Genomic DNA, 23,451 nt, shown 5'->3' with positions numbered 1-23,451 from the left:
GGCGGCCCACGGGCAGGCCCGCCGCTCTCGGCGGAAGGACGACGCGGGGCGTCAGAGCGTTTCGACGGTGTGGTGCATGTTCGTGTAGATGCACAGTTCGCCCGCGATGGCGAGCGACTTGCGCACGATTTCCTCGGCGGACAGCTCGGTGTGGTTCAGCAAGGCCTTGGCGGCGGAATGCGCGTAGGCGCCGCCGGAGCCGATGGCCACGATGCCCTGCTCGGGCTCCAGCACGTCGCCGTTGCCGGTGATGATGAGCGAGGCGCTCGCATCGGCCACGGCCAGCATGGCCTCCAGGCGGCGCAGCACGCGGTCGGTGCGCCAGTCCTTGGTCAGCTCGATGGCGGCACGGGTCAGGTGGCCCTGGTGCTTCTCCAGCTTGCCCTCGAAGCGCTCGAACAGCGTGAAGGCATCGGCCGTGGCGCCCGCGAAGCCCGCCAGCACCTTGCCGTGGTGCAGCTTGCGCACTTTGCGCGCCGACCCCTTGACGACGATGTTGCCGAGCGTGACCTGCCCGTCGCCGCCGATGGCGACCTGGATGGTGCCGTCCGCGGCCTGGCGGCGGACGCTGAGGATGGTGGTGCCGTGAAACTGTTCCATAGCGTCCGGAATTGGGGGTGGAGGCCCGGATTGCAACAGTCCCCCGGCCGGCCTGCGTGCCGGCCCATGGGGAAGGACTCAGTTCTGCCGCGGAACGACGCGCGCGTGTTCCTGGATGCCGATGACGTTGAAGAACACGGCCACCAGCCGTGGCACCTGGGTGAAATGCACCACGTTGCCCAGCGCCTGCTGGGCGGCGGTCCAGTTCAGCACGGACCCTGCGGCGGCGAAATCCACCCGCACGAGGCGGTCGCAGCCGATGGAGAAGGGCACGCCGGCGTGCAGGTGCGCCTCCAGGGGTTCGAGCACGGCCGTCGCATCGCCCTCGATGTGCCCGGACAGCACGGCAGCCGCCACGGAAGGCTCCAGGCCGCCCGGCTGGGAGGGCGGCTCGCCGAAGCCCGAGGAGAAGGCATCCGCGTCGAAAGGGACGGCGGCGTCCGCAGTTCCTCCGGCGCCGCCCCCGTCGTCGCAATAGCTGCACGCCGGGGGCGCCCAGGACGGCGGGGAAACCTCGTAGGTGACGCAGTAGTCCAGTGCGACCAGCTCGAACTCGTCGGGGCGCCCCATCAGCCGCAGGGCCGCCATGCGCAGGCGCCACCAGTCCGGGGGCACGCTCCGGTCGCCCGAGGGCGTACGGGCCTCCAGCAGGCTCGCCAGGGCGTCCACGCCCTTGAAGACGATGGCCTCGGTGCGGTCCGCCCACTGCTCGAACTGCTGCGCCAGGCCCGGCACGGCGCCCTCCTCGATGGTCATGAGGCGCGACCAGGAGAAGGTCCAGGGCGGAGCGGACGCACGCGCCACGGAGGCCTGCAGCGCGGCCACCGACTGCGCGGTGAGCACGGAGGGCGCGTTCCAGAGGAACTCGCGCGGGGCTCCGCCCGCGGGTTCGTCCGCGGCTGCCGCGGAGGGAGGCTGCAGCCCCAGGAGCTCCGGCATGGAGAACCACAGCGGCGCGGAACGGCCGAACCGGGCAGCGAAATCGATGGCGAGCGCCTCGAAGCGCGCCTGGTCGCCCGTGGCCCGGTAGAAGTCGAAGAGCGCCATCCAGAACTCGGCCTGGCGCGCCAGGTCTTCGTCGTTCTCGTGCCGGGCGAGCGCTTCTAGCAGCCCGGCCTCCGCGCCGGCGTAGTCGCCGTTCGCGAAACGGATCGCGGCCTCCTCCAGGTCGGGCTCGTGCACGTAGGGAGGCGGCTCCGGTGCCACGTAGGCGGGTACGGCGCGGGGCGGCGGCTCGGCCCGCTCGGTGAGCAGCGGGGGCGGTGCCAGCGGGCGGGAGACTTCGGGAGACAGCGCGCCGGGAAAGGTCTGGGGCACCGTGGCGGCGATGAAATCCGTGGCGGGTGACAGGCTTTCGCCGGAGAACAGGGGCTGCACGCCGGGCTCGGACAACCCCGCGGGCAGGCTGGCCGGCGCGGTGGGCGCGAAGGCGCGGGCGTGCGCCGCGATGGTGGAATCCGAAGCGCCGATGGGCGCCGGTTCGGTGGGCGCCGCGCCTGCGGGGGACGAGGCCCCGGCGGGCTGCTTGCTCTTCCACCACTGCTGGGACATCTGGGCTTCGATCTCGTCGATCTTCTTGAGCGTGACGGCCCGGTCGTCCGGCGAGGTCATGCTGGTATGGAAGAACGAGGGCCGGGCGGTCTGGTCGTCGGACCGCTGGCCGTGCAGCGCCTCGCGCTGGCGCAGCTTGCGCAACTGGTCGAATTCACGGCGCCGCACGAAGTCGTTGCGGCGCTTGCGCTCGATCATTTCCTTGAGCATCTGCTTGCTGTACTGGCTCTCGCGCTCCTCGTCGATGGAGTCGAGCTCGTTCCAGTTGACGGTGGGATTGCGCACGAAACGCACCACCTTGGACAGCAGGCCGCGGGAGGATTCTTCCTTGCTCATGGGTGGTCGTGGCTGGAGGGCACGCGCCTCGGCACGGGGTCGGGCGCAGAAGTGCGGGAAACGGTGGATCGGGCCGGTCGCGGGGCCGTCAGTCGCCGAACATCTTCTGCTTCAATTCCCGGCGCTGCTGCGCTTCCAGGGACAGGGTCGCCGTGGGGCGCGCCAGGAGGCGGCCGACGCCGATGGGCTCGCCGGTCTCGTCGCAGTAGCCGTAGTCGCCCGCATCGATGCGCGCGATGGACTGCTCGATCTTCTTGAGCAGCTTGCGTTCGCGGTCGCGGGTGCGCAGCTCCAGGGCGTGCTCTTCCTCGATGGTGGCGCGGTCGGCCGGATCGGGCACCACCACGGTGTCCTCGCGCAGGTGCTCGGTGGTCTCGCCCGCGTTGTTGTGCATGTCCTGCTTGAGCTGCACGAGCTTGTGCCGGAAGAAGGCCAGCTGCTTCTCGTTCATGTATTCGCTGTCGGGCATGGAAAGCACCTCGGCGTCGGACAGCTCCTCGGCCGGCTTGGTCTTCCAGTTGTTGGCCAGCTTCGGGTCTTTCTTGGCGGCCGCGACGGGCGATTGCGCTTGCAGGGTCGTAGGCATGATGTGTATTAGGCTGGCTGCGCCGGCGGGGTGGCCGGCGACGGTGCCGTGGATGGTACGGTCAATTGCTCCAAACGGGAAGAAGGCCGCCTCCTACGACCGGCGGTTTCCACCGGAATGGGACGGCGGCGCGGCAAACCCGGTCTCCGCCCGTGCCGCCCGCCCTGCCGGAAGCGGTCGATGCGGCGGCGGTGTCCTCCTGTTTTTGCCGGGGCGCGATTGTATCGGCCGATTTCGCGCCTGCGCGGCCGCCCCCCGCGAAGTAGTGGTTATCCTACAAACCGGCCGCGGCGTCCGGCCCGGGAGCGGCTCAGGCCAGGCACTGTTCCAGCCCCTGCTGGAAGATGTCCTGCGGCAGCTCGATGCCGATGAAGACCATCTTGCTCTGGCGCTTCTCGTCCTCGGCCCACTGCGGGCCCAGGTCGCTGCCCATGAGCTGGTGCACGCCCTGGAAGATGACCTTGCGCTCGGTGCCCTTCATGTGCAGCACGCCCTTGTAGCGCAGCATGCGGGGGCCGTAGATGTTGACGATGGCGCCCAGGAAATCCTCCAGCTTGGCCGGGTCGAACGGACGGTCGGCGCGGTAGACGAAGCTTTTCACGTCGTCGTCATGGTGATGGTGGTGGCCGTGGCCGCCGTGCTGGTGCGAGGGATGGCTGCAGTGCTCGCCGTGTTCGTGGTCATGGCCGTGGTGGTCGTGCCCATGGTCGTGGTCATGGCTGTGGTCATGGCCGTGGTCGTCCTCTTCCTTCAGGAAGTCGGGGTCGATGTCGAGCTTGGCGTTCAGGTTGAAGCCGCGCAGGTCCAGCACCTCGGCGACGGGCACCTCGCCGAAATGCACCGCCTTGATCGGGGCGCGCGGATTCATGTGCTTGAGGCGGTGGATCAGCGCGTCGGTCTCCTCCGCCGGCGCCAGGTCGGTCTTGGAGAGGAAGATCTGGTCGGCGAAGCCCACCTGGCGACGCGCTTCCTGCCGGTCGTTCAGCTGCTGGGCGGCGTGCTTGGCATCCACCAGAGTGATGATGGAGTCGATGAGGTAGGTTTCGGCGATCTCCTCGTCCATGAAGAAGGTCTGCGCCACGGGCCCCGGGTCGGCCAGGCCGGTGGTCTCGATCACCACGCGGTCGAAGTCCAGCAGCCCCTTGCGGCGCTTGGCGGCCAGCAACTGCAACGTCTCGCGCAGGTCTTCCCGGATGGTGCAGCAGATGCAGCCGTTGCTCATCTGCACGATCTGCTCCTTGGAATCCGTCACCAGGATGTCGTTGTCGATGTTCTCCTCGCCGAATTCGTTCTCGATGACGGCGATCTTCTGGCCGTGCGATTCGGTCAGCACGCGCTTGAGCAGGGTGGTCTTGCCCGAGCCCAGGAAGCCCGTGAGGATGGTGGTCGGAATGAGGGACATGGTCGGCAAACGCTTTCGGAAGGTGGAGGGTGCCGGCACGGCACACCTTCCCAAAAGTTTAGCGAGGCTGTCAACACCCCATGGATTTCGCTAGCCAAAGCCCGCCTTTTCCCCGGTTGGCGCGCGGGGAAATGCGCTACATTGATTTTCCGGATTTTTGTTCCCGACAGCCCTTCCGAGCCGTTCCTCCAGCTCCTTTCCAGGCCATGGATTTCGAACTGACCGCCACGCTCCTGGATTCGCTGGGCATCGCCATGTGCGTGTTCGATGCCGAGGAGCGTACCGTTGTGTGGAATGCCTCGTTTCTCCGCTTCTTCCCGGAGCACGAAGGCCACGTGCATGCCGGCGAACCCTATGCCGACAACCTGCGGCGCTTCTACCAGGGCCGCCTGCCGCCCGAAGACCTGCCCCATATCGACCGCTTCATCGCCGATGGGCTGATGCGCAACCGCCTGCAGACGCGCCCCTACGTCTTCCAGCACCTGGGACGCTGGCTGCGCGTGGCCGCGGTGCCGGTGCAGGGCGGCCACCGCATCCGCGTCTGGCAGCACGTGGCGCACACGGACGGCGACCCCGGCGTGCCGGCCGCGGAAATCCAGCCGGTGCTGCCGGCCTCGGGCACCCGGCAGATGCTGGAAGACCTGGGCGAAGCCGCGGCCGTGCTCGACGACGAAGGGCGCATCCTGTATGCCAACGACCTGTTCGTGACGATGCACGGGCTTGCCTCCAGGGAAGCGCTGGCGCAGCGCACCTATGTGCAGATCGTCCGGCAGCTCTGGGATGCATCGCCCGATGCCCACGAGCGCCTGCGGCGCGCCCAGGACGTGGCCGCGGCCCTGCACGATGCCGCCTTCTTCGAGGGCGCCCCCTTCGAGGTGCCCCTGCCCGGCGGCCGCTGGATGCGCGTGACCATGAACCGCAGCGCCGGCGGGCAGAACTACGCGCTGCACACGGACATCTCCGCAGTGAAGCGCAACGAAAGCGAACTGCGCGCGGCCGAGCTGCGCGCGCGTGAAAGCGAGGAGCAACTGCGCGTGCTGGCCGAGCAACTGCGCACCGAAACGCACCACGATGTGCTGACCGGCCTGCTCAACCGCCGCACGCTCGGAGCGAAGGTCCAGGAACTCTCCGCCCAGCCCGGCTCGCACGCGCTGCTGTTCATCGACCTGGACGGATTCAAGGCCGTGAACGACGAGGCCGGCCATGCGGCCGGCGACGACGTGCTCTGCCAGGTGGCGGACCGGCTGCGCCGGTGCGTGCGCGGAGACGACGTGCTCGTGCGGCTGGGCGGCGACGAGTTCGTGGTGCTTCTGCGGCACTGCGACCGGCAGAAGGCCCTGGGCACCGGCCTGCAGATCGTCGATACCCTGCGCGGCGAGCCGTTCCACTCGGCGGGACGTGCCTTCCGGATCGGCGCGAGCGTCGGCGTGCGGCTTTTCGGGACCGCGCAGGAGCCCGTGGAAAAGCTCATGGCCGATGCGGACGCGGCCTGCTACGCCGCCAAGCGCGGCGGCCGCGGGCGCGTCGAGATGGCCGGCGCAGGCAGCGGCCCGCAGGCGCCCGTCACGCTGCCTTGCGCATCACCGCCAGGCCCTTGAGGTATTCGCCCTCCGGGAATTCCAGGGTCATGGGATGGTCGGGCGCGCCGCCCAGGCGCTCGAGGATGTAGCCGTCCACGCCCGCGTCGGCGCCGGCCGAGGCCACGATCTTGTGGAACAGGTCGGCGCTGATGCCACCGGAGCAGGAAAAGGTATAGAGCAATCCGCCGGGAGACAGCAATTGCAGGCCCAGGCGGTTGATGTCCTTGTAGGCCCGGGCGGCGCGCTCGGCATGCGCGGCCGTGGGGGCGAACTTCGGCGGATCGAGCACGATGGCGTCGAAGCGGCGGCCCTCCTGCAGGAAGCGCCGCAGGGAGGCGTTCACGTCGGCATCGAGGAACTCCGTGCGGGCGGCGTCGAAGCCGTTGAGGGCGGCATGCGAGCGCGCGCGTTCCAGCGCCGGTCCCGACGAATCGATGGAGGTCACCTGCGAGGCTCCGCCCGCGAGCGCCGCGACGGTGAAGCCGCCGGTGTAGCAGTAGCAGTTGAGCACCTGGCGCGCGCCGAGTCGGCGAACGGCCTCGGAGAAGCGGTGGCGGCTGTCGCGCTGGTCGAGGTAGAAGCCGGTCTTGTGGCCTTCGGCGATGTCCAGGGTGAGGCGCCAGCCATGTTCGCGGATGGACAGCTCCGTGGGGCCTTCGCCGCGCAGCCAGCCCGTGGCGGGCTCCAGGCCCTCCAGCTGGCGCACGCTGGCGTCGGAACGTTCGTAGAGCTTCTGCAGGCCGGTGGCCTTCAGCAGGGCATCGGCGAGGACGGCCTTCCAGCGCTCGGTGCCGGCGCTGGTGAACTGCGCCACCAGGGTGTCGCCGTAGCGGTCCACGACCAGGCCGGGCAGGCCGTCGGATTCCCCATGCACCAGGCGCACGCCGTCGCTCTCGATGGCGAAGCGTTCCCGTGCCCGGACCGCGCGCTCCACGGCCGCGGCGAAGAACGCGGGGTCGATGCGCTGCGCCTCGTCGAAGCTCCAGGCGCGGGCACGGATGCGCGATGCCGGGCTGAACGCGGCCCAGGCCAGGAAGCGGCCGTCCGCCGACTCCACCCGCACGGTTTCGCCGCCGTCCCCACCGCCTTTGGCGATGGCCGATTCGAAGATCCAGGGATGGCGGCGCAGGAGGGAACGCTCCTTGCCAGGGCGCAGGCGGATGGTTTTCATGGGCCGTATTGTCCGGGAGCCGCGGTGCGCCCGGACCGGCATCCGGGGCGGTTCAGCGGGCGGCAGGCTCCGCGGTGGCTGCGCGCGCCGGGTAGAGCGCCACGAGACCCAGGTCCACGGCGGCGCCGGGCCGTCCCCGCCAGACGAGCCGCAGGCGGTCGTAAGACCCGGCGTCCCGGGCGGACGCCGCCGGCAGCGGGATGCGGAAGCCGGCGCTCCGCCGGTCCCATTGCTGCACGGGGGTCTCGTCCACCAGGGGCTGCCAGGCTCCGCCGGCAACCTGCATTTCCACGCCCAGCCTCAGCCCCTCCCCGCCGCCGTCGGCCTGCACGATCAGGGCATCGAACGCGCCGCGGCGGACCGCCAGTTCGGCGGGCGACACCACGCTGGCGCGGCCCTGGCCGTCCAGCACCACGCGCAGCCCCTTCGGGGTGGCTGCGATCCGGGAGCCGCGCTCGGCCTGCCACTGGTCCGTATCGTCATGGGTGCCGGCCCCGAACGTCCACAGCCGCGCACCGCGGGGCAGGTCGTAGCGGGACATCATGAATTGCATGATGGCCTGTTCCAGGGGGGTGCGACGCAGCGAGGTGTAGCCGACGTATTCCCGGGTGCCCGCAGCCTCCCCCGGACTGCCGTTCCAGGCCATCGGGGAGACGAAGCGCGCGCCGTAGTTCGCGATGTCGCGCAGCGAGCGATAGGCCTGGCCGTATCCCGCCATCTGCGCGGGCGTGGTCAGGTCGGCCGTGTTGTATTCCACCACCGCCCATTCCGGGCTGTAGCGGCGGAACTCGTCGAACAGCGAGGCATGGCCTTCCATGCGGATCGCGTTGATGGCGCTGTCGCCATAGATGATCGCGCCCAGGCGCCCCTCGACCGGCACCGAGCCTTCGATCGACATGCCGCCGGAGTCATAGTTCTTGGCAGGGCTGTCCAGGCGCACGGCGAAGGGATCGATGAGTTTCCCGGGCGGCATGAAGCCTTGCGACGAATAGATGCGGCTGACCGGTATGCCCGTCTGGGCGACCCACCGCGAGAGTTCGTCGTAGTGCAGTTTCACCAGGTGGCGGCGGAAGTGCTCCCACTCCTGTGTCCAGGGGTCCTTCCAGAACTGCGAGATCTGCGTGGGAAACTCCCGGGGCGGATCGACCTCCTCCCAGTTGGCATGGCGCCTGCCGGTCAGCCGGTCCACGTCTGCCAGGGTGAGGGCGCGCGGGCGGCGATAGGCGGAGAGATCGGGAACGCCGGCCCCCCCGGCGTTCGCATAGGGCCCGGTGCCGCGCAGCCAGTCCCTGAACTGGCGCAGGGTCTGGGGGTTGTAGTCGTACCACTGCTTGCCCTCGAAGAACGGGTTGACGTAGACGTCCGGATCGAGGTTGATGCCGATGAAGAGATCGGGATGCTCCGACGCGAAACGCCGGATCAGGGCCGACGCCTGCTGGAGGTTGCGCTTCTTGTAGAAGCGGGCGCGTTCGGCGAACACGTTGAGGCTCAGGGAGCGGCCCAGTTCCGGCGACTCGAACGACCCGGGCTGTCCCGAGAGGGCCGCGTCGGGCATGACCTGGTTCTTCTCGTTCCACTGGCACAGTCCGTCGTCCTTCTCCAGGACGTCGTTGATGTCCCACTGGGGCGCATCGCAGGGCGCGTCGGCCCATATGCCGCCATTGAGCGTGAACAGCACCGGAACGTTCTTTTCGATGGCGTAGCGCATCACGCGGTTCAAGCTGTCTTCCGCGATGAACCGCTGCCCGCATTTCTTGTCCGGGACGAAATCCGGGTCGAAGGCATAGTCGCCCCGGGCCCCCACGGTCGTGCGCATGTAGAGGATCTGGACCCGGATCCCGGCCTTGACGGTACGGCTCTCGTAAGCGGCGAACGTTTCACGGATGCCGTCCGCCCCCCCTTCGCCCACGTGGCTCGTGGCGATCGGGAAATAGAACACTTCGTCCGGGGCGACCCCACGCTCCGGCAGGTAGCTGCTCCAGCGGCTTTTGTAGTCATCCGGAAACAACACCTGCCGCTGCAGGATGGTCTTCTGTCCCTTCCGGTCGACGGCCACCACCTCGACGGAGCCGATCCGGCGGTCGAGGGACCGCAGCGCCACCCGCCCCTCGAACCCCGCGTTCGAAGCCCCGGGCAATCCGGGATGCGCGGCGTGCACGTCCGGTCTCTGGAGCCCGTAGGGCAGCACCGCCTCGGCGCGGCCGTTGACCAGGACCTCGACGCTCCCGATCTCGTCGGGACTGAGCGTCCAACCCCGAACGTAGAGCATGCTCCCCGGGGTCTGCTCGAAATCTTCCACATAGCCGACGGCGCGCCCCGGCGTCGCGACCTGTGCCTTGATCTGGGGCGCCGGATTCGCGGCGGCCACCGAATGCAGCTGGCCGCGGGCCCACAGCCCGCCGCCGCCTGCGAGACACGCCAGCAGCGTCAGGGCCAAAGCCCCCGCCGCGCGGGCCGCGCTCGATTCCATACGCCCACGCTGGTGTCTCTGGGTCATGCGTCCTGGCGTACTCGGACGCCCCTTGTGATCTTCAACAGCCATTCTCGACGATCGCGCGCCTCCCGCGGACAAATCCCGGGGCCGTCGTGCACAAAAGAGCGGAATTGTCCAGCCCGCGACAGAAGCGCCGTGTCAGACAAAGAAGATTTGAGGATTGTTGAGAAAGCCGGAGCCGGGCTTTCCTAGGATCCGTGCCTGCAGGCCCTGCGGCCCGCATCCATCCACACAGATAGATCCCACACCATCCGCTCACGAGGGAATCCCATGCACTACCTGCACCGGCTCAAGGTGTCCACACGTCTCGGCTGGCTCCTGGCCGCCCTTTGCCTGCTGGCTGCCGGCGTCGGCGCCGCCGGGCTGCTGGGCATGGCCCGCTCCAACGCCGACCTGGTTTCCGTCTACCACGACCGCGTGGTACCACTGCAGCAGATCAAGCGCGTGGCCGACGCCTACGCGGTGAGCATCGTGGACACCGCCCACAAGGTGCGCGACGGCGCGCTGACGCCGCAGCAGGGCCTGGAGGCGGTCGATGCGGCGCGCAAGGAGGTGCGGGAACAGTGGGCCGCCTACCGGGCGGCCGGACTGCACGCCGAGGAACGCCGCCTGATCTCGGAATTCGGGCCGCTGCAGGCGCGCGCCGACGCCGCCGTGCAGGCCCTGGAGGAATTGCTGCGCGCCCGGGACATCCCCGGCCTGACGGCGTTCGCCGCCCGCGAGATGTATCCGGCGCTCGATCCGCTGCAGGCAGTGCTGGCGGCGCTCACCCAGGTGCAGCTCGATACGGCGCGCAGCACCTACGAGACGGCCGAGACCCGCTACGCCAGCACCCGCGCGGGCGTCATCGCGGCGGTGCTGGCGGGCATGGTGTTCGCCATCGGCTTCGGTGCGCTGGTCGTGCGCGGCATCCTGCGGGAGCTCGGCGCGGAGCCCGGCGCCGCCGCGGCCGTGGCGCGCGGCGTGGCGCAGGGCGACCTCACCATCGAGATTCCCGCACGCCAGGGCGACACGACGAGCCTGATGGCCCAGCTGCGGAGCATGCGCGACCAGCTCGCCGCCATGGTGGCGGCCATCCACGAGAGCGCCGAGAGCGTGTCCTCCGCCGCGCTGCAGATCGCCCAGGGCAACAGCGATCTCTCGGCGCGTACCGAAGGCCAGGCGGGTGCGCTGCAGCAGACGGCGGCCTCCATGGAGCAGTTGAACGGCACCGTGCGGCAGAACGCGGGCAATGCGCTGGAGGCCGACCGCGTGGCGCAGGCAGCGTCGCGCGTGGCCGCCCAGGGCGGCGCGGTGGTGACCGAGGTGGTGGACACCATGCAGCAGATCCAGGACAGCAGCCGCCGCATCGCGGACATCACCGGCATCATCGACAGCATCGCCTTCCAGACCAACCTGCTCGCGCTCAACGCCGCGGTGGAGGCCGCCCGCGCGGGCGAACAGGGCCGGGGCTTCGCGGTGGTCGCGGGAGAAGTGCGCCAGCTCGCCCAGCGCGCGGGCCAGGCGGCCGGCGAGATCAAGGGCCTGGTCGGCGCCAGCATGGACCGCGTGGCCGCAGGCACCGCGCTGGTGGGCCGCGCCGGCCAGACCATGTCGAGCGTGGTGCAGTCGATCGAGGGGCTGTCGCAGCTGGTGGGGGAAATCACCGCCGCCAGCCAGGAGCAGAGCCAGGGCGTGGGCCAGATCAACGACGCGGTGAACGATATGGACCGCTCCACCCAGCACAACGCGGCCCTGGTCGAGGAGATGGCAGCCGCTGCCGCGGCCCTGAGCCAGCGCGCCCGGGAACTGGTCGGCACCGTGGCCAGCTTCCGGCTGCCGGGTGAAAGGCTGGCCGCGGCCGGCGCCCTTTCCCTGGCATCCACGCCCCGGGCGCTGCTGCAGCACGGTTGAGCGCGGCCCCGGCGCCCGCAGGAGGCGGCCTCAGGGCGCGGGCGCCCAGCGCTGCCGCAGGTAGGCCGCGACGGCCGCGGCCGCGGGATCCCGCAGGAAGGCGTGGCGGAACAGCACGCTGCCGTGGATGCCGGGCGTGGATTCGTTGAGGTCGATCTGGCGGCGGATTTCCGGCACCCCGCCCTCCACGCCCCAGTCGGGCTCCTGGGCCGTGGGCCGCCCCGCCTTGTAGAGCGCCACGCCGATGTGGAGCTGCACGCCGGGCGAGGCCAGCGCCACGTCCGCCCACCAGCGCGCGATGGTGCCGTAGCCCACCGCCTGCCGCGCGAAGGGCCAGTACACCTGGGGCACGATGTCGTCCACCAGGCCATCGAGCACCCACTGGCGCGTATCGGCGAAGGCCGCGTCGTAGCTGGGTGCCCCGGCCTGCGTGTTCGAGCCGCGCGGATCGTCGGCCCGGTTGCGCCAGACGCCTGCGGGGCTGACCCCGAAGCGCACCCCGGGGCTGGTGGCGCGCAGTTGCTCCGACAGCCCCTGCACCAGCAGCCGGGTGCTGTGGCGGCGCCAGTCGCCCTTGTCCGCGAAGCCGCGGCCGTAGGTGGCGAAGGTCTGTGCGTCGTCCAGGCGCGAATCGGCGGTTTCGTAATAGAAATAGTCGTCGAAGTGGATGGCATCGACGGCATAGCGCGACGTGATCTCGGCCACCACGCTGCCCAGCCAGGCCCGCACCTCGGGCAGCCCCGGGTCCAGCACGAAGCGCCGGGCGGCCGTGCGGATCCAGTCGGGCCGGGCGCGGTAGATGCTGGGCGGGCCGTCGCCGGGCATGCCGGACAGCATCCGCACCGTGTCCGGGCCCATGTCCATCGACACGCGGTAGGGATTGAGCCAGGCGTGCAGTTCCAGCCCCCGCGCATGCGCCTGCTCCACGGCGAAGCCCAGGGGGTCGAATCCGGGATGCCGGCCCAGCGTGCCGGTCAGGTAGGGCGACCAGGGCAGGAGGTCGGAGTCGTAGAGCGCATCCGCGCATGGCTTGGCCTGGAAGATCACCGCGTTGAGGCCGGTGGCCGCCGCCTCGTCGAGGATGCGCAGCAGTTCCGCCTGCTGCACGGCGGCGCGCTGCGCATCGTCGGCGATCCGGACGGACTCCGCGGAGGGCCAGTCCAGGTTCAGGACCGTGGAGACCCAGCTGGCCCGCAGGGGCCGGGCACGAGGGAGAGCCCGCTCCGGCCCACCAACGCCTGTGTCAGCGCTGGCCCCTCCGCCGCAGCCTTCCAGCAGCAGCGGGGCCGCCACCAGGGAAGACAGCCCGGCCGCCTGGGCGAGCAGGCGCCGGCGGCGCGGATCGGAGGGGGAGGAAGAAAACAGCGTGGCGGGGGGACGGGGCATGGTTCGATATTCTGCAGCACGGAAAATTCCTGCCGCCCCGGAAGGGGCAGCCCGTCGCCGGCCGTCAGCCGCCGGGCTTGCGGCGCGCCCGCGGATGCGCGGCGTCGTACACCTTGGCGAGGTGCTGGAAATCCAGGCGCGTATAGACCTGGGTGGTGGTGATGTTGGCGTGGCCCAGCAGTTCCTGCACCGCCCGCAGGTCGCCGCTGGACTGCAGCAGGTGGCTCGCGAAGGAATGCCGCAGCATGTGCGGATGCACGGGGGTGGAGAGCCCGGCGAGCTGGCTGCGCTGCCGCAGGCGCGACCAGATGGACTGCCCCGTGAGCCGTGCGCCGCGCCGGCCCAGGAAGAGCGCGGCATCCACCCGGCCGGACGCCGCGCCGAAGGGCTGCAGGCGCACTTCCAGCCAGGCGCGCAGGGCCGCCAGCGCGGCCGAGCCGACCGGCACGCTGCGCCGCTTCGAGCCTTTGCCGAAGACGTGCGCCTCGGCCGCCTCCAGGTCGATCCAGCCCCGGCCCTGGCGCTGCGTGTCCGGCCCCGGCACGGCGTCCAGGCCCGCCAGTTCCCCCACGCGCAGGCCGCAGCCGTAGAGCAGTTCGACCATCGCCGCATCGCGGGCCTCCAGCCACGGGTCGCTGCCCGACGAGCCCTCGAACTCCGCCAGCCGCACCGCGTCGTCCACGCCCAGCGCCTTGGGCAGCGGCTTGGGCGCGCGCGGGGCGCGCACGCCCTGCACGGGGTTGTGGGGCACGAGGCCCTGCCGCGCCGCCCAGGCGAAGAAGCCGCGCCAGCCCGACAGGATCAGTGCGATGCCCCGCCCGCTGCGCCCGCCCGCATGCATCTGCGCGACGAAGCGGCGGATGTGCGCGGTCTGCAGTTGCAGCAGCGGCACGCCCGCATCGCGCGCGCTGGCGGCCAGCTTCGCCAGGTCGAGCGTGTAGAGCGTGACGGTGCGCGGCGCCAGGCGCTTTTCCACGCGCACGTGCTCCAGGTAGCGCAGCACCTCGGGATCGGTGGGCACCACCGGCTGCGGGCCGTCCGCCATGGCCGGATCAGCGCAGGCGCGAGAGCGCCGAGCTGGCCAGTTCGGCCATGCGCACGAGGAAGTCGGTGCCCATGTCGGCGCCGAAGCGCTGCGGATCGGGCGAGCCCAGCACCAGCAGGCCGAAGGCCGGCACGTCGCCATCGAGCGCTCCCTGGCGCAGCGGCAGCAGGGCGATCGACTGCACGGAGGCCGGTTCGGGCAGCCAGCCCGCGGGCTCGAACCCGAGGTTGGGGCCGCAGAACGGCTGCGTGAGCGAGGTGGCGAACGAGCGCGCATCGGCGCTCGCGCCCTGTGCGAAGGCGGCGCCTGCATACGGGCCGGCCACGTCCCAGAGGCGCAGCGCCGCCTGGGGCACGTCGAACAGCCGGCGGATGCCCTGCTCCACCACGCCCGGCAGCAGCGCCGGGTCGCCGGCCTGCGCCAGTTCGCGCGTCCACTGGTGGATCTTCAGCGCGATGGCGGTGTTCTCGTGGCTGTGGCGCACCATTTCCATGATGCGCTGCTCCAGGCCCTTGATCTTCTCGCGCAGCATCTCGGCCTGGCGCTCCTGCAGGCTGACGGCACGCTGCCCGTGGGGGCTGGTGAGGACCACGCCGGTCAGCAGCTCGGCATGGCGCTCGAAGAAGCCCGGGGTATTGGCGAGGAATTCGGCGATGTCTTCTTCCGTGATGGGAGGCACGGCCTGGGCGGGGGTATGCGGATGGGTCATGGTGCGTCGGGAATGTCGATCTGGCCTTCGAAGACGGTGGTGGCCGGGCCGGTCATGAAGACGGACTCGGACGGGTCGCCGCTCCAGGCGATGGTGAGAAGGCCGCCGCGCGTGCGGACATCGACGCGCGCGTCCAGCAGGCCCAGGCGGATGCCCGCGGCCACGGCCGCGCAGGCGCCCGTGCCGCAGGCCAGGGTTTCGCCGGCACCGCGTTCATACACGCGCAGCCGCACGCGGGCCCGGTCCTCGATCTGCAGGTAGCCTGCGTTCACGCGCTGCGGGAAGCGCGCGTGGCCCTCGATGAGCGGGCCGGTGCGCGCCACCGGCGCCGCGTCCACGTCGCCGACCAGCTGCACGGCATGCGGGTTGCCCATGGACACCACCGCCACATCGACCACCTGCGCATCGGCGCCGGCTCCGAGGGCCAGGGGCCACGTCTGCCCCGCCCCACGGGCCGCGGGTGCGAGGCCGGAGGCGTCGAAAGGCACCTCCGCGGGGTCGAAGCGCGGGCGGCCCATGTCCACGGTGACGCGGCCGTCCGGCGTCAGGCGCGGGGCGATCACGCCGGCCAGGGTCTGCACGCGGATGGTGTCGCGGTCGGTGAGGCCCTTGTCTCGCACGTAGCGGGCGAAGCAGCGCGCGCCGTTGCCGCACTGCTCGACCTCGCCGCCGTCGGCGTTGTGGATGACGTATTCGAAATCGATGCCCTCGGCCGGCGACGGACGCACGGTGAGGATCTGGTCGGCCCCCACCCCGAAGTGGCGGTCGGCGAGGTAGCGGTACTGCGCGGGCGTGAGGCCCAGGCGCCCCTGCGTTTCGTCGAGCACGACGAAATCGTTGCCGGCGCCCTGCATTTTGGTGAAGCGGATCTGCATCCGCAGGATTATCGTTGCCCGGCAGGCGCGGCATGGCCCCTCGCCGGCAGGGGCCGGCCGGGCGCGCGATGATGGCGCCCTCCATCCCCTGCGCCCATCCCTTAGCCCCGAGGAGTTCAGATGACCGACGACGTGCTCGCCGCCTTCCCCATCACCCGCAAGTGGCCTGCCCGCCACCCCGACCGGCTGCAGCTCTATTCGCTGCCCACGCCCAACGGCGTGAAGGCCTCCATCCTGCTGGAGGAGACCGGCCTGCCCTATGAAGCGCACCTCGTGCGCTTCGACCAGGACGACCAGACCTCGCCGGAATTCCTCTCGCTCAATCCCAACAACAAGATCCCGGCCATCCTGGACCCGGACGGCCCCGGCGGCCAGCCCCTGGCGCTGTTCGAGTCCGGCGCCATCCTGGTCTATCTGGCCGACAAGACCGGCCGCTTCCTGGCCCCCGCGGGCGCGCAGCGCTATGCCGCGCTGCAGTGGCTGATGTGGCAGATGGGCGGCGTCGGCCCCATGTTCGGCCAGCTCGGCTTCTTCCACAAGTTCGCCGGCAAGGACTACGAGGACAAGCGCCCGCGCGACCGCTACGTGGCCGAGAGCCGTCGCCTGCTGGGCGTGCTGGACCGCCACCTGGCCGACGGCCGCGCCTGGATGGTGGGCGAGGACTACACCATCGCCGACATCGCGGTGTTCCCGTGGGTGCGCAACCTCGTGGGCTTCTACGAGGCGGGCGAGCTGGTGGAGTTCGACCGGTTCACCCATGTGCGCCGGGTGCTGGATGCCTTCGTGGCCCGGCCCGCCGTGGCGCGCGGACTGGAGATTCCCGTGAGAAGCTAGGCCATCGCGAGCCCGGCGAGCCCCGCGGCGAGGATGACGGGGATGACGCCCACCCGCCAGCGCATCAGCGCCACAGCCGACGCCGCCCCGATGAGCAGCATGCGCACATCGGGGCCCGCGTGCAGGCCCTGCGGCCAGAACACGTGGATGGCGAAGAACACCGCCAGGTTCGCGATCACCCCCACGACGGCGGCCGCGATGCCCGCCAGGGGCGCCGCGAGCCGGAGGTCGCCGCGCGTGGATTCGATGAACGGACCGCCCAGCAGGACGAAGACGAAGGACGGCAGGAAGGTGAAGAACGTCACCACGGCCGCGGCCGTGGCGCCAGCGAGCGGCAGGGCCTCCGGTCCGAAGAGCGCCCGCGCCCATCCGCCCACGAACGCGACGAACGACACCACCATGATGAGCGGCCCCGGCGTGGTTTCGCCGAGCGCCAGGCCGTCCATCATCTGCGCCGGGGTGATCCACTGGAAGTGCTCGACCGCCCCCTGGTACACATAGGGCAGCACCGCGTACGCGCCCCCGAATGTCATCAGCGCCGCCTTGGTGAAGAACCAGGCCATGTGCACCAGCACGGCATCGTGGCCGAACGCGGCCCGCAGCCCGCCCATGGCCAGCAGCCAGAGGGCCGTGCCGGCCAGCAGCACCGCGCACGCGCGCCGCCAGGAAAAGCGCGCATGGGCGGGCACCGGCGTGTCGTCGTCGATGAGCGCACGGCCCTGCATCCGGGACATTTCCGCTGGAGGGGCGGTGGCCACCGCGGCGCCGAACGCCGCCGGGCGCAGCCTGCCGCCGATGTAGCCCGCCACCGCCGCGGCCGCCACGATGGCGGGAAACGGCGCATCGAAGGCGAAGAGCGCGACGAACGCCGCGATGGCGATGGACCACAGCCAGCCGCTGCGCAGCGACCGGCCACCGATCCGCAGGGCGGCCTGCGCCACGATGGCCGTCACCGCCGGCTTGATGCCGTCGAAGACCCCTGCCACCGCCGGCGCATCGCCATGCGCCATGTACAGCCAGGCCAGGGCCACCAGGATGAACAGCGACGGCAGCACGAAGAGCACGCCTGCCAGGATGCCGCCCCACGTCCGGTGCAGCAGCCAGCCGAGGTAGGTGGCGAGCTGCTGCGCCTCGGGCCCGGGCAGCAGCATGCAGTAGTTCAGCGCATGCAGGAAGCGCTTTTCGGAGATCCAGCGGCGCCGGTCCACCAGCTCGTCGTGCATGAGCGCGATCTGCCCGGCCGGCCCGCCGAAACCGATGAAGCCGAGCTTCAGCCAGAAGCGCAGGGCCTGCGGCAGGGACACGGGCGACGGGCTCGCGCCCTCGGCGGCAGGAGTTGGCATGGGGTCCATCGCGAGGAAAGGTTCGTGATTTTCCTCGGATTCCGTGCCCGCCGCGGGCCCTTCGCCGCTACTCCTCCGACGAGAAACCCGAGGCGGCGACCACCGGCGCCCAGCGATCGCGCTCCTGGGCCAGCTGGCGGGCATATTCCTCGGGCGTTCCGGACGCGGGCTCGAAGCCGAGCTTGGCCAGCGCCTCCACGACCGCCGGCTCGCCCACGGCCTGGCGGGCGGCCTCGGCCCAGCGCTCGGCCACCGCCGCGGGCGCGCGGGCGGGCAGGTAGATCCCGTAGCTCTCCACGCCCTGGATGCCCGCGAAGCCCTGCTCGGCGAAGGTGGGCACGTCGGGCAGGAAGCGCGACCGCTGCCTGTCGCTCACCGCGAGCACGCGCACGCGGCCCGTGGGCACGTGCGGCAGGCAGTCGCCCACGCTGAAGCAGCCCGAGGCCACCTGCCCGCCCATGAGATCCTGCAGGCCGGGCGCCGCGCCGCGGTAGGGCACGTGCGTGAGGGAGATGCCCGCGGCCCGCGCGAACTGGTTGCCGAGGAAGTGCGGCATGGCGCCCGCGGCGGGAGAGGCATAGCCTTCGGGCTGGGGCCGGCCCCTGGCCCATTCCGCGAACTGCTTGAGCGTTTTCACCGAATCGGGCACCTTGGGCCCCACCATGAAACCGCAGGTGGACAGCGCCACCGGCGCCACGGCGATGAAATCCGTGGCGGGCCTGTACTGCAGCCGCTTGTACACGTGCGGATAGATCGTGAGCATGGACGAGGGGCTCAGCACCACGGTGAGCCCGTCGGGCGGCGCGTCCTTCAGGGCCGTGAGCGCGATGCGCCCGCCCGCGCCGGCGCGGGATTCGACCAGCGTGGTCGTGCCGCTGCGCGCGCGCCAGCTCTCGGCCAGGCGCCGCGCCACCACATCGACCGAGCCCCCCGCGGGAAAGCCCACCAGGATGCGCTGCACGCTTTGCTGCGCCGCCGCGGGCCCGCCGGCACCGAAGCACAGCGCGGCCAGGGCCAGGCCGGCATCGCGCCGGCGGATGCCCTGCGGCGAAAGAGGTCGGGAGGGGCCTCGCGGGATGGAATGGGTCATGGTGCTTGTCTCCTGGAAGGGTTCTGGTCATGCCGGACTGCGTCGCCCGTACCGGCGGGGGCGTATCTTCATTCGGGGCCGGGCGCCGCGCGGGCCAGGCGCTCCAGCAGCGGATGCAGGGTCTCGCCGCCCGGCCCGAGGGATGCGACCAGAGCGGCATCGTGCGCGCGCACGCGGGCCGACAGCGCCTCCAGCGCGGCACGGCCCCGCGGGGTGGGATGGAGCAGCCAGGAGCGCCGGTCCTGCGGATCGGCCTCGCGAAGCACCCAGCCCTGGGCGTGCAGCCAGTCCACCAGGCGCATGCCGCCGCTGCGGTGCAGACCCATCGCCTCGGCCAGCAGGCCCTGGCGCAGGCCCGGATTGCCCACCACCAGCACCAGGGCGGCGAAGCGCTGCGGGCTCACGTCATCGCCCACGGCGCGCTGGAAATCGAGGTAGAGCGCGTTCTGCGCCCTGCGCAGCGCATAGCCCATGAGCTGGTCGAGCACGCCGTAGCGCAGCCCGGGCAGCGGCTGCAGGGAGCCCTCGGGCGCATCGGCCGCCCGGGCGGCCGCAGGCGCGCGCGCGCCGGGACTGCGGGTTTCTGCGGAGCGCTCTTTTTGTTGCATGGCGCAACAATAGTGGGGCACATTGATCCGCGTCAAGCGGCATTAACCCGGAGAACGCACCGCCATGACCTCGCCCTCCCCCGCCTCCCTGCGGCCCACGCCGCGACCGCTGGACATCGTGATCGCCGGCGGCGGCATCGGCGGTCTCGCCGCCGCGCTCGCCCTCTCCGCCCAGGGGCACCGCGTCACGGTCTGCGAGGCCGCGGCGAAACCGCAGCCGCTGGGCGTGGGCATCAACCTGCTGCCGCACGCGGTGGAGGTGCTGGACGGCCTGGGCCTGCTGCCCGCGCTCGACACCATGGCCGTGCGCACGCGCGCGCTGGTATTCGCCAACCGCCACGGCCAGCCGATCTACGAAGACCTGCGCGGCACCGAGGCGGGCTACAGCCATCCGCAGTACAACGTGCACCGCGGCGAGCTGCAGATGCTGCTGTGGAACACCTGCCTGCAGCGCCTGGGCGAGGACCGGGTGCGCGCCGGCACCCGCGTCACCGGCTGCGCCGAGGAAGCCGACGGCCGGGTGCTGGCCCAGGCCGAGCTGGCCGGCGGGGGCACCGCCACGCTGCGCTGCGACCTGCTCATCGGGGCGGACGGCATCCATTCGGCGCTGCGGCGCCAATTCCATCCCCATGAAGGCGCGCCCCGCTGGAACGGCATGATGATGTGGCGTGGCACCACCTGGGCGAAGCCCTTCATGGACGGCCGCACCATGGTGCAGGCCGGCCACCGCCGCGCGAAATTCGTCGTCTATCCCATCGCGCCGCCGCGCGCGGACGGGCTGCAGCTGGTCAACTGGGTGGCCGACCGCCGGCTGCGCGAGGATGGCTTCGGCGGCGGCCTCGTGGCCCCCGGCCGCGAGGACTGGAGCCGGCCGGGCTCGGTGGACGACCTGCTGCCCACCTTCGGCACCTGGCGCTTCGGCTTCGTGGACGTGCCGGGCCTGATCGCGCAGGCCACGCAGATCCTGGAATGGCCCATGGTGGACCGCGACCCGCTGCCGCGCTGGCGCCAGGGCCGCGGCGTGACGCTGCTGGGCGACGCGGCCCACCCCATGTACCCGATCGGCTCCAACGGCGCCACCCAGGCGCTGCTGGACGCGCGCGCCATCGCCGAGGCGCTGGCCGCCCGCCCGCACGACCTGCCCGCCGCGCTCGATGCCTACGAGGACGGGCGCCGTCCCATGACCGCGCGCATCGTGGAACTCAACCGCGCGGAGGGCCTGGACGCCATCCTCGACATGGTGGAAGAGCGCGCGCCCGATGGTTTCGAGCGCATCGGCGACGTGCTCGATCCCGCGCTGCTGGCCGACTGGGTGCGCACCTACAAGACCGCGGCGGGCCACCGGCAGTCGGCGCCACCGGTGCCCGCGGCCTGAACCGGGGCCCGCTGGGCAAGGGCGGGAAGCCCCTCTGCCGGCAGGCGGGGCACGCTGCCGATAATCCCCGGATGCCCCGCCCTTCCCAACAACTCCATCCCCACCGCGAGCCCGTCGCCACGCGCGCGGCCGCCACCGTGCTGCTGCTGCGCGACGCACCCGGCGGCGGGCTCGAAGTGCTCATGACGCGGCGCTCGCCGCAGGCCAGCTTCGCGCCGGGGGCCTACGTGTTTCCCGGCGGCGCCATCGACGCGCAGGACGCCGGGGCCGCCACGCACGCCCAGGTGGACCACCGCCCCGCGCAGACGCCGGACCGCGTCACCCAGGCCGTCGCCGCCATCCGGGAAAGCTTCGAGGAGCTGGGCGTGCTGCTCGCGCGGCGCCCGGACGGCAACTTCGCCACGGCGGAGGACATCGCCGCGCTCGACCGCGCCGCGCCCTTCGTGCCGCAGTGCGCCGCGCGCGGCCTGCGCCTGGCGGCCGACGCGGTCTTCCTGCTCGCGCACTGGACGGCCGACCGCGACCTGCCCAGGCGCTTCGACGTGCCCTTCCTGGTGGCACGCATGCCGCAGGGGCAGGAGCCGGTGGCCGACGAGACCGAGCAGTTCGAGCCCGTCTGGGTGCGCCCGCGCCACGCGCTGGAGCGGCATGCGGCCGGCCAGTTCTTCATGATCTTCCCGACCATCCGCACGCTGGAGCGGCTGGCGGAATTCGCCAGCGCCGACGCGGTGCTCGCCGCCGTGGCCCACGAGCAGCCGCTGTGGACCAGTTGCCCGCGCGCCGGCCTGCTGGCGGGCCGCGAGGCGCGCTACATGGAGCACGAGGCCCCCTACGGTGAACTGGCCCTGGTCTGCCCCGACGGGCAGATCGTGCATCCGCTCGACTGGCAGCCCGAGCGGCCCGTGCCGCTGCTGCGCAACCTGCAGCGGCTGACCGCGGCCAACCCCGGCGCCATGACCGGCCCGGGCACCAACAGCTACCTGGTGGGCGACCCGTCCACCGGCTACATCGCCATCGACCCCGGCCCGGCCGACGAGGTGCATCTCGAGCGCCTCTGGCATGCGGCGGGTGGCGATATCCGCGCCATCGTGTGCACGCACTCCCATGCCGACCACGCACCGGGCGCCGCCCCGCTGGCAGCACGCGTGGCCGCGGCCGGCCGCCCGCGCCCGCCCGTGCTGGGCATGCCTTCCGCCCCCACGGCGCGCGCGGCCAGCCGGTTCACGCCCGACCGTGCATTGGCCGACGGCGAACGGCTCACCTTGAGCGGCCGGCAGCTGGAAGGCGACGTCACCCACACCCTCGAAGTGGTCCACACCCCGGGCCATGCCGCCAACCACCTGTGCCTGCTGCTGCGCGAGGACGGCCTGCTGTTCAGCGGCGACCACATCCTCAACGGCAGCACCACCGTGATCGATCCGCCGGACGGCAACATGGACGACTACCTCGCCTCGCTCGACCGGCTGGACGCGCTGTGCGAACGCCACGGCGTGGAGTTCATCCTGCCGGCCCACGGCCATGCGATCGCCGGTGCGCGCGGGGCGATCGCGCGGCTGAAGGCGCACCGGCTCGCGCGCGAGGCCAAAGTGCTCGCGGCCATGCAGGCCCTGCCGGACGGCAGCATGGACGACTGGGTGCGCCACGCCTATGCCGACGTGCCCGAGCGGCTGTGGCCCGTGGCGCAGCGCTCCCTGCTGGCCCACGTGGAGCGCCTGCGCGCGCTGGAGGCCGGCCATGCATGATCTTTCCCCCGATGGCACCGGCGCCGGAGAAGCCGGCCACATCCGCCTGTCGAAGCGCGTCGCCGAGATGCGCGGCTGCTCCCGCCGCGAGGCCGAGTGGCTCATCGAAGGCGGCTGGGTGCAGGTGGACGGGCGGATGACCGAGGCGCCGGGCGCCCGTGTCCGCCCGGACCAGGACGTCGTGGTCGCGCAGAACGCCAAGGCCGAGGAGGCGCCGCCCGTCACCCTCCTGCTGCACAAGCCCGCCGGCTGGGAGGCCGGCATCGGCCACGGCCCCGCCGGCGATCCGCGCCAGGCGCGCAGCGGCGGGGCTCCCGACGCCGGCACGCTGCTGGAGCCCGGCCGCCGGTACGTGGGCGACAGCCCGCCCGTGCGGGTGCTGCAGCGGCATTTCAGGCAGCAGGAGTGCTTCACGCCGCTGGCCGACGCGGCCAGCGGGCTCGTGGTCTATACGCAGGACCGGCGCATGGCGCGCCGCCTGGCCGAAGACATCGAACTGCTCGAACAGGAATGCATCGCCACGGTGGACGGCCGCATCGCCGAGGGCGGCCTCGAACGGCTCTGCCGGGGGCTGGAGTTCAACGGCCGGCCCCTGCCGCCGGCCAAGGTGAGCTGGCAGAGCGAGACGCGGCTGCGCTTCGCGCTCAAGGGCATCCGCCCGGGGCAGATCCCCGCGATGTGCGAGGCCGTCGGCCTGCAGGTGACGGCGCTCAAGCGGCTGCGCATCGGCCGCGTCTCGCTCGCCAGGGTGCCCGAAGGGCAGTGGCGCTACCTGCTGCCCTGGGAGCGCTTCTGATTCGCCCGCCGCCGCGATAAACTGCCGGGCTCTTC

General features: G+C 71.5%; 19 protein-coding genes. 6 read left to right on the top strand and 13 right to left on the bottom strand.

Features of this window, described 5'->3' with window-relative positions:
• Positions 1-51: 51 nt before the first annotated feature.
• The 4 genes from hslV to BLR99_RS01595 form a co-directional block, all read right to left on the bottom strand.
• Positions 52-600: an ATP-dependent protease subunit HslV gene (gene hslV / locus BLR99_RS01610; RefSeq protein WP_017438298.1), complete on the bottom strand. Its 549-nt coding sequence runs from the start codon at positions 598-600 to the stop codon at positions 52-54.
• Between the two features lie 78 nt (positions 601-678).
• A complete protein-coding gene (locus tag BLR99_RS01605) occupies positions 679-2,487 on the bottom strand; it encodes an STAS domain-containing protein (protein ID WP_074686702.1) in 1,809 nt (602 codons plus the stop codon).
• An 88-nt stretch (positions 2,488-2,575) separates the two neighbouring features.
• A complete protein-coding gene (gene dksA, locus BLR99_RS01600) occupies positions 2,576-3,073 on the bottom strand; it encodes an RNA polymerase-binding protein DksA (protein ID WP_011793966.1) in 498 nt (165 codons plus the stop codon).
• Positions 3,074-3,383: 310 nt separating this feature from the next.
• A complete protein-coding gene (locus BLR99_RS01595; protein ID WP_074686700.1) occupies positions 3,384-4,475 on the bottom strand; it encodes a CobW family GTP-binding protein in 1,092 nt (363 codons plus the stop codon).
• A gap of 206 nt (positions 4,476-4,681) precedes the next feature.
• Here BLR99_RS01595 and BLR99_RS01590 point away from each other — a divergent pair, with 206 nt between their 5' ends.
• Positions 4,682-6,073 (top strand): sensor domain-containing diguanylate cyclase, encoded by a 1,392-nt coding sequence (locus BLR99_RS01590; protein ID WP_074686698.1) that lies wholly within the window; start codon positions 4,682-4,684, stop codon positions 6,071-6,073.
• Here BLR99_RS01590 and BLR99_RS01585 read toward each other — a convergent pair.
• Together BLR99_RS01585 and BLR99_RS01580 are read right to left on the bottom strand one after the other, a co-directional pair.
• Positions 6,039-7,226, bottom strand: coding sequence for a class I SAM-dependent rRNA methyltransferase (locus BLR99_RS01585; protein ID WP_011793963.1), 1,188 nt, complete (start codon positions 7,224-7,226; stop codon positions 6,039-6,041). The genes BLR99_RS01590 and BLR99_RS01585 overlap by 35 nt on opposite strands.
• 52 nt (positions 7,227-7,278) lie before the next feature.
• Positions 7,279-9,723, bottom strand: a complete 2,445-nt coding sequence (locus BLR99_RS01580; protein ID WP_233427203.1) for a hypothetical protein — start codon at positions 9,721-9,723, stop codon at positions 7,279-7,281.
• A gap of 267 nt (positions 9,724-9,990) precedes the next feature.
• On the opposite strand from BLR99_RS01580, the gene BLR99_RS01575 reads away from it, so the two are divergent.
• On the top strand, positions 9,991-11,613 hold the full coding sequence (locus BLR99_RS01575) for a methyl-accepting chemotaxis protein (protein ID WP_046060401.1): 1,623 nt from the start codon (positions 9,991-9,993) through the stop codon (positions 11,611-11,613).
• Positions 11,614-11,643: 30 nt separating this feature from the next.
• Here BLR99_RS01575 and BLR99_RS01570 read toward each other — a convergent pair whose 3' ends face one another.
• From BLR99_RS01570 to dapF, 4 genes are all read right to left on the bottom strand, one after another.
• A complete protein-coding gene (locus BLR99_RS01570; RefSeq protein WP_074686694.1) occupies positions 11,644-12,999 on the bottom strand; it encodes a glycoside hydrolase family 10-like protein in 1,356 nt (451 codons plus the stop codon).
• A gap of 64 nt (positions 13,000-13,063) precedes the next feature.
• Entirely contained in the window at positions 13,064-14,044 is a 981-nt protein-coding gene (locus BLR99_RS01565; RefSeq protein WP_074686692.1) for a tyrosine recombinase XerC, read from the bottom strand.
• A 7-nt stretch (positions 14,045-14,051) separates the two neighbouring features.
• Complete coding sequence (locus BLR99_RS01560; protein ID WP_017440194.1) at positions 14,052-14,753, bottom strand: DUF484 family protein; 702 nt, start codon at positions 14,751-14,753, stop codon at positions 14,052-14,054.
• Positions 14,750-15,628, bottom strand: a complete 879-nt coding sequence (dapF, locus tag BLR99_RS01555) for a diaminopimelate epimerase (RefSeq protein WP_046060399.1) — start codon at positions 15,626-15,628, stop codon at positions 14,750-14,752. Before dapF ends, BLR99_RS01560 begins: the two co-directional genes overlap by 4 nt.
• A 120-nt stretch (positions 15,629-15,748) precedes the next feature.
• Between dapF and BLR99_RS01550 the strand changes: the two genes are divergently transcribed.
• The gene (locus BLR99_RS01550; protein WP_011793956.1) at positions 15,749-16,462 is read left to right on the top strand and encodes a glutathione S-transferase N-terminal domain-containing protein; all 714 of its coding nucleotides are present in this window, start codon (positions 15,749-15,751) and stop codon (positions 16,460-16,462) included.
• Here BLR99_RS01550 and chrA read toward each other — a convergent pair.
• The 3 genes from chrA to BLR99_RS01535 all read right to left on the bottom strand — a co-directional run bounded on the left by chrA (position 16,459) and on the right by BLR99_RS01535 (position 19,503).
• Positions 16,459-17,814 carry a chromate efflux transporter gene (chrA, locus tag BLR99_RS01545; protein WP_046060398.1) on the bottom strand — a complete coding sequence of 452 codons (1,356 nt, stop codon included), beginning with the start codon at positions 17,812-17,814 and terminating at the stop codon, positions 16,459-16,461. The two genes, BLR99_RS01550 and chrA, sit on opposite strands and share 4 nt — an antisense overlap.
• Positions 17,815-17,872: 58 nt before the next feature.
• On the bottom strand, positions 17,873-18,895 hold the full coding sequence (locus BLR99_RS01540; protein ID WP_011793954.1) for a Bug family tripartite tricarboxylate transporter substrate binding protein: 1,023 nt from the start codon (positions 18,893-18,895) through the stop codon (positions 17,873-17,875).
• A gap of 68 nt (positions 18,896-18,963) precedes the next feature.
• Entirely contained in the window at positions 18,964-19,503 is a 540-nt protein-coding gene (locus BLR99_RS01535; RefSeq protein ID WP_011793953.1) for a MarR family winged helix-turn-helix transcriptional regulator, read from the bottom strand.
• A gap of 64 nt (positions 19,504-19,567) precedes the next feature.
• On the opposite strand from BLR99_RS01535, the gene BLR99_RS01530 reads away from it, so the two are divergent.
• From BLR99_RS01530 to BLR99_RS01520, 3 genes are all read left to right on the top strand, one after another.
• Positions 19,568-20,878, top strand: a complete 1,311-nt coding sequence (locus BLR99_RS01530; protein ID WP_048857615.1) for a flavin-dependent oxidoreductase — start codon at positions 19,568-19,570, stop codon at positions 20,876-20,878.
• A gap of 71 nt (positions 20,879-20,949) precedes the next feature.
• Positions 20,950-22,620 (top strand): MBL fold metallo-hydrolase, encoded by a 1,671-nt coding sequence (locus BLR99_RS01525; RefSeq protein ID WP_011793951.1) that lies wholly within the window; start codon positions 20,950-20,952, stop codon positions 22,618-22,620.
• Complete coding sequence (locus tag BLR99_RS01520; protein WP_011793950.1) at positions 22,613-23,416, top strand: RNA pseudouridine synthase; 804 nt, start codon at positions 22,613-22,615, stop codon at positions 23,414-23,416. The genes BLR99_RS01525 and BLR99_RS01520 overlap by 8 nt, the downstream gene beginning before the upstream one ends.
• The last annotated feature ends 35 nt before the right edge of the window (positions 23,417-23,451 follow it).

Origin of the sequence: Paracidovorax citrulli, from assembly GCF_900100305.1 — a bacterium.
Classification (GTDB): domain Bacteria; phylum Pseudomonadota; class Gammaproteobacteria; order Burkholderiales; family Burkholderiaceae_C; genus Paracidovorax; species Paracidovorax citrulli.
Note: the sequence above shows the minus strand (reverse complement) of the source record. Positions and strands in the feature narration are given on the sequence as shown.

What these genes read in the sequence shown, in the direction of transcription:
- dapF (WP_046060399.1), bottom strand. Translation starts at nt 15,628, where the DNA reads ATGCAGATCCGCTTCACCAAAATGCAGGGCGCCGGCAACGATTTCGTC.
- dksA (WP_011793966.1), bottom strand. Translation starts at nt 3,073, where the DNA reads ATGCCTACGACCCTGCAAGCGCAATCGCCCGTCGCGGCCGCCAAGAAA.
- chrA (WP_046060398.1), bottom strand. Translation starts at nt 17,814, where the DNA reads ATGGACCCCATGCCAACTCCTGCCGCCGAGGGCGCGAGCCCGTCGCCC.
- BLR99_RS01540 (WP_011793954.1), bottom strand. Translation starts at nt 18,895, where the DNA reads ATGACCCATTCCATCCCGCGAGGCCCCTCCCGACCTCTTTCGCCGCAG.
- BLR99_RS01525 (WP_011793951.1), top strand. Translation starts at nt 20,950, where the DNA reads ATGCCCCGCCCTTCCCAACAACTCCATCCCCACCGCGAGCCCGTCGCC.
- BLR99_RS01535 (WP_011793953.1), bottom strand. Translation starts at nt 19,503, where the DNA reads ATGCAACAAAAAGAGCGCTCCGCAGAAACCCGCAGTCCCGGCGCGCGC.
- BLR99_RS01530 (WP_048857615.1), top strand. Translation starts at nt 19,568, where the DNA reads ATGACCTCGCCCTCCCCCGCCTCCCTGCGGCCCACGCCGCGACCGCTG.
- BLR99_RS01595 (WP_074686700.1), bottom strand. Translation starts at nt 4,475, where the DNA reads ATGTCCCTCATTCCGACCACCATCCTCACGGGCTTCCTGGGCTCGGGC.
- hslV (WP_017438298.1), bottom strand. Translation starts at nt 600, where the DNA reads ATGGAACAGTTTCACGGCACCACCATCCTCAGCGTCCGCCGCCAGGCC.
- BLR99_RS01570 (WP_074686694.1), bottom strand. Translation starts at nt 12,999, where the DNA reads ATGCCCCGTCCCCCCGCCACGCTGTTTTCTTCCTCCCCCTCCGATCCG.
- BLR99_RS01520 (WP_011793950.1), top strand. Translation starts at nt 22,613, where the DNA reads ATGCATGATCTTTCCCCCGATGGCACCGGCGCCGGAGAAGCCGGCCAC.
- BLR99_RS01590 (WP_074686698.1), top strand. Translation starts at nt 4,682, where the DNA reads ATGGATTTCGAACTGACCGCCACGCTCCTGGATTCGCTGGGCATCGCC.
- BLR99_RS01575 (WP_046060401.1), top strand. Translation starts at nt 9,991, where the DNA reads ATGCACTACCTGCACCGGCTCAAGGTGTCCACACGTCTCGGCTGGCTC.
- BLR99_RS01580 (WP_233427203.1), bottom strand. Translation starts at nt 9,723, where the DNA reads ATGACCCAGAGACACCAGCGTGGGCGTATGGAATCGAGCGCGGCCCGC.
- BLR99_RS01550 (WP_011793956.1), top strand. Translation starts at nt 15,749, where the DNA reads ATGACCGACGACGTGCTCGCCGCCTTCCCCATCACCCGCAAGTGGCCT.
- BLR99_RS01560 (WP_017440194.1), bottom strand. Translation starts at nt 14,753, where the DNA reads ATGACCCATCCGCATACCCCCGCCCAGGCCGTGCCTCCCATCACGGAA.
- BLR99_RS01565 (WP_074686692.1), bottom strand. Translation starts at nt 14,044, where the DNA reads ATGGCGGACGGCCCGCAGCCGGTGGTGCCCACCGATCCCGAGGTGCTG.
- BLR99_RS01605 (WP_074686702.1), bottom strand. Translation starts at nt 2,487, where the DNA reads ATGAGCAAGGAAGAATCCTCCCGCGGCCTGCTGTCCAAGGTGGTGCGT.
- BLR99_RS01585 (WP_011793963.1), bottom strand. Translation starts at nt 7,226, where the DNA reads ATGAAAACCATCCGCCTGCGCCCTGGCAAGGAGCGTTCCCTCCTGCGC.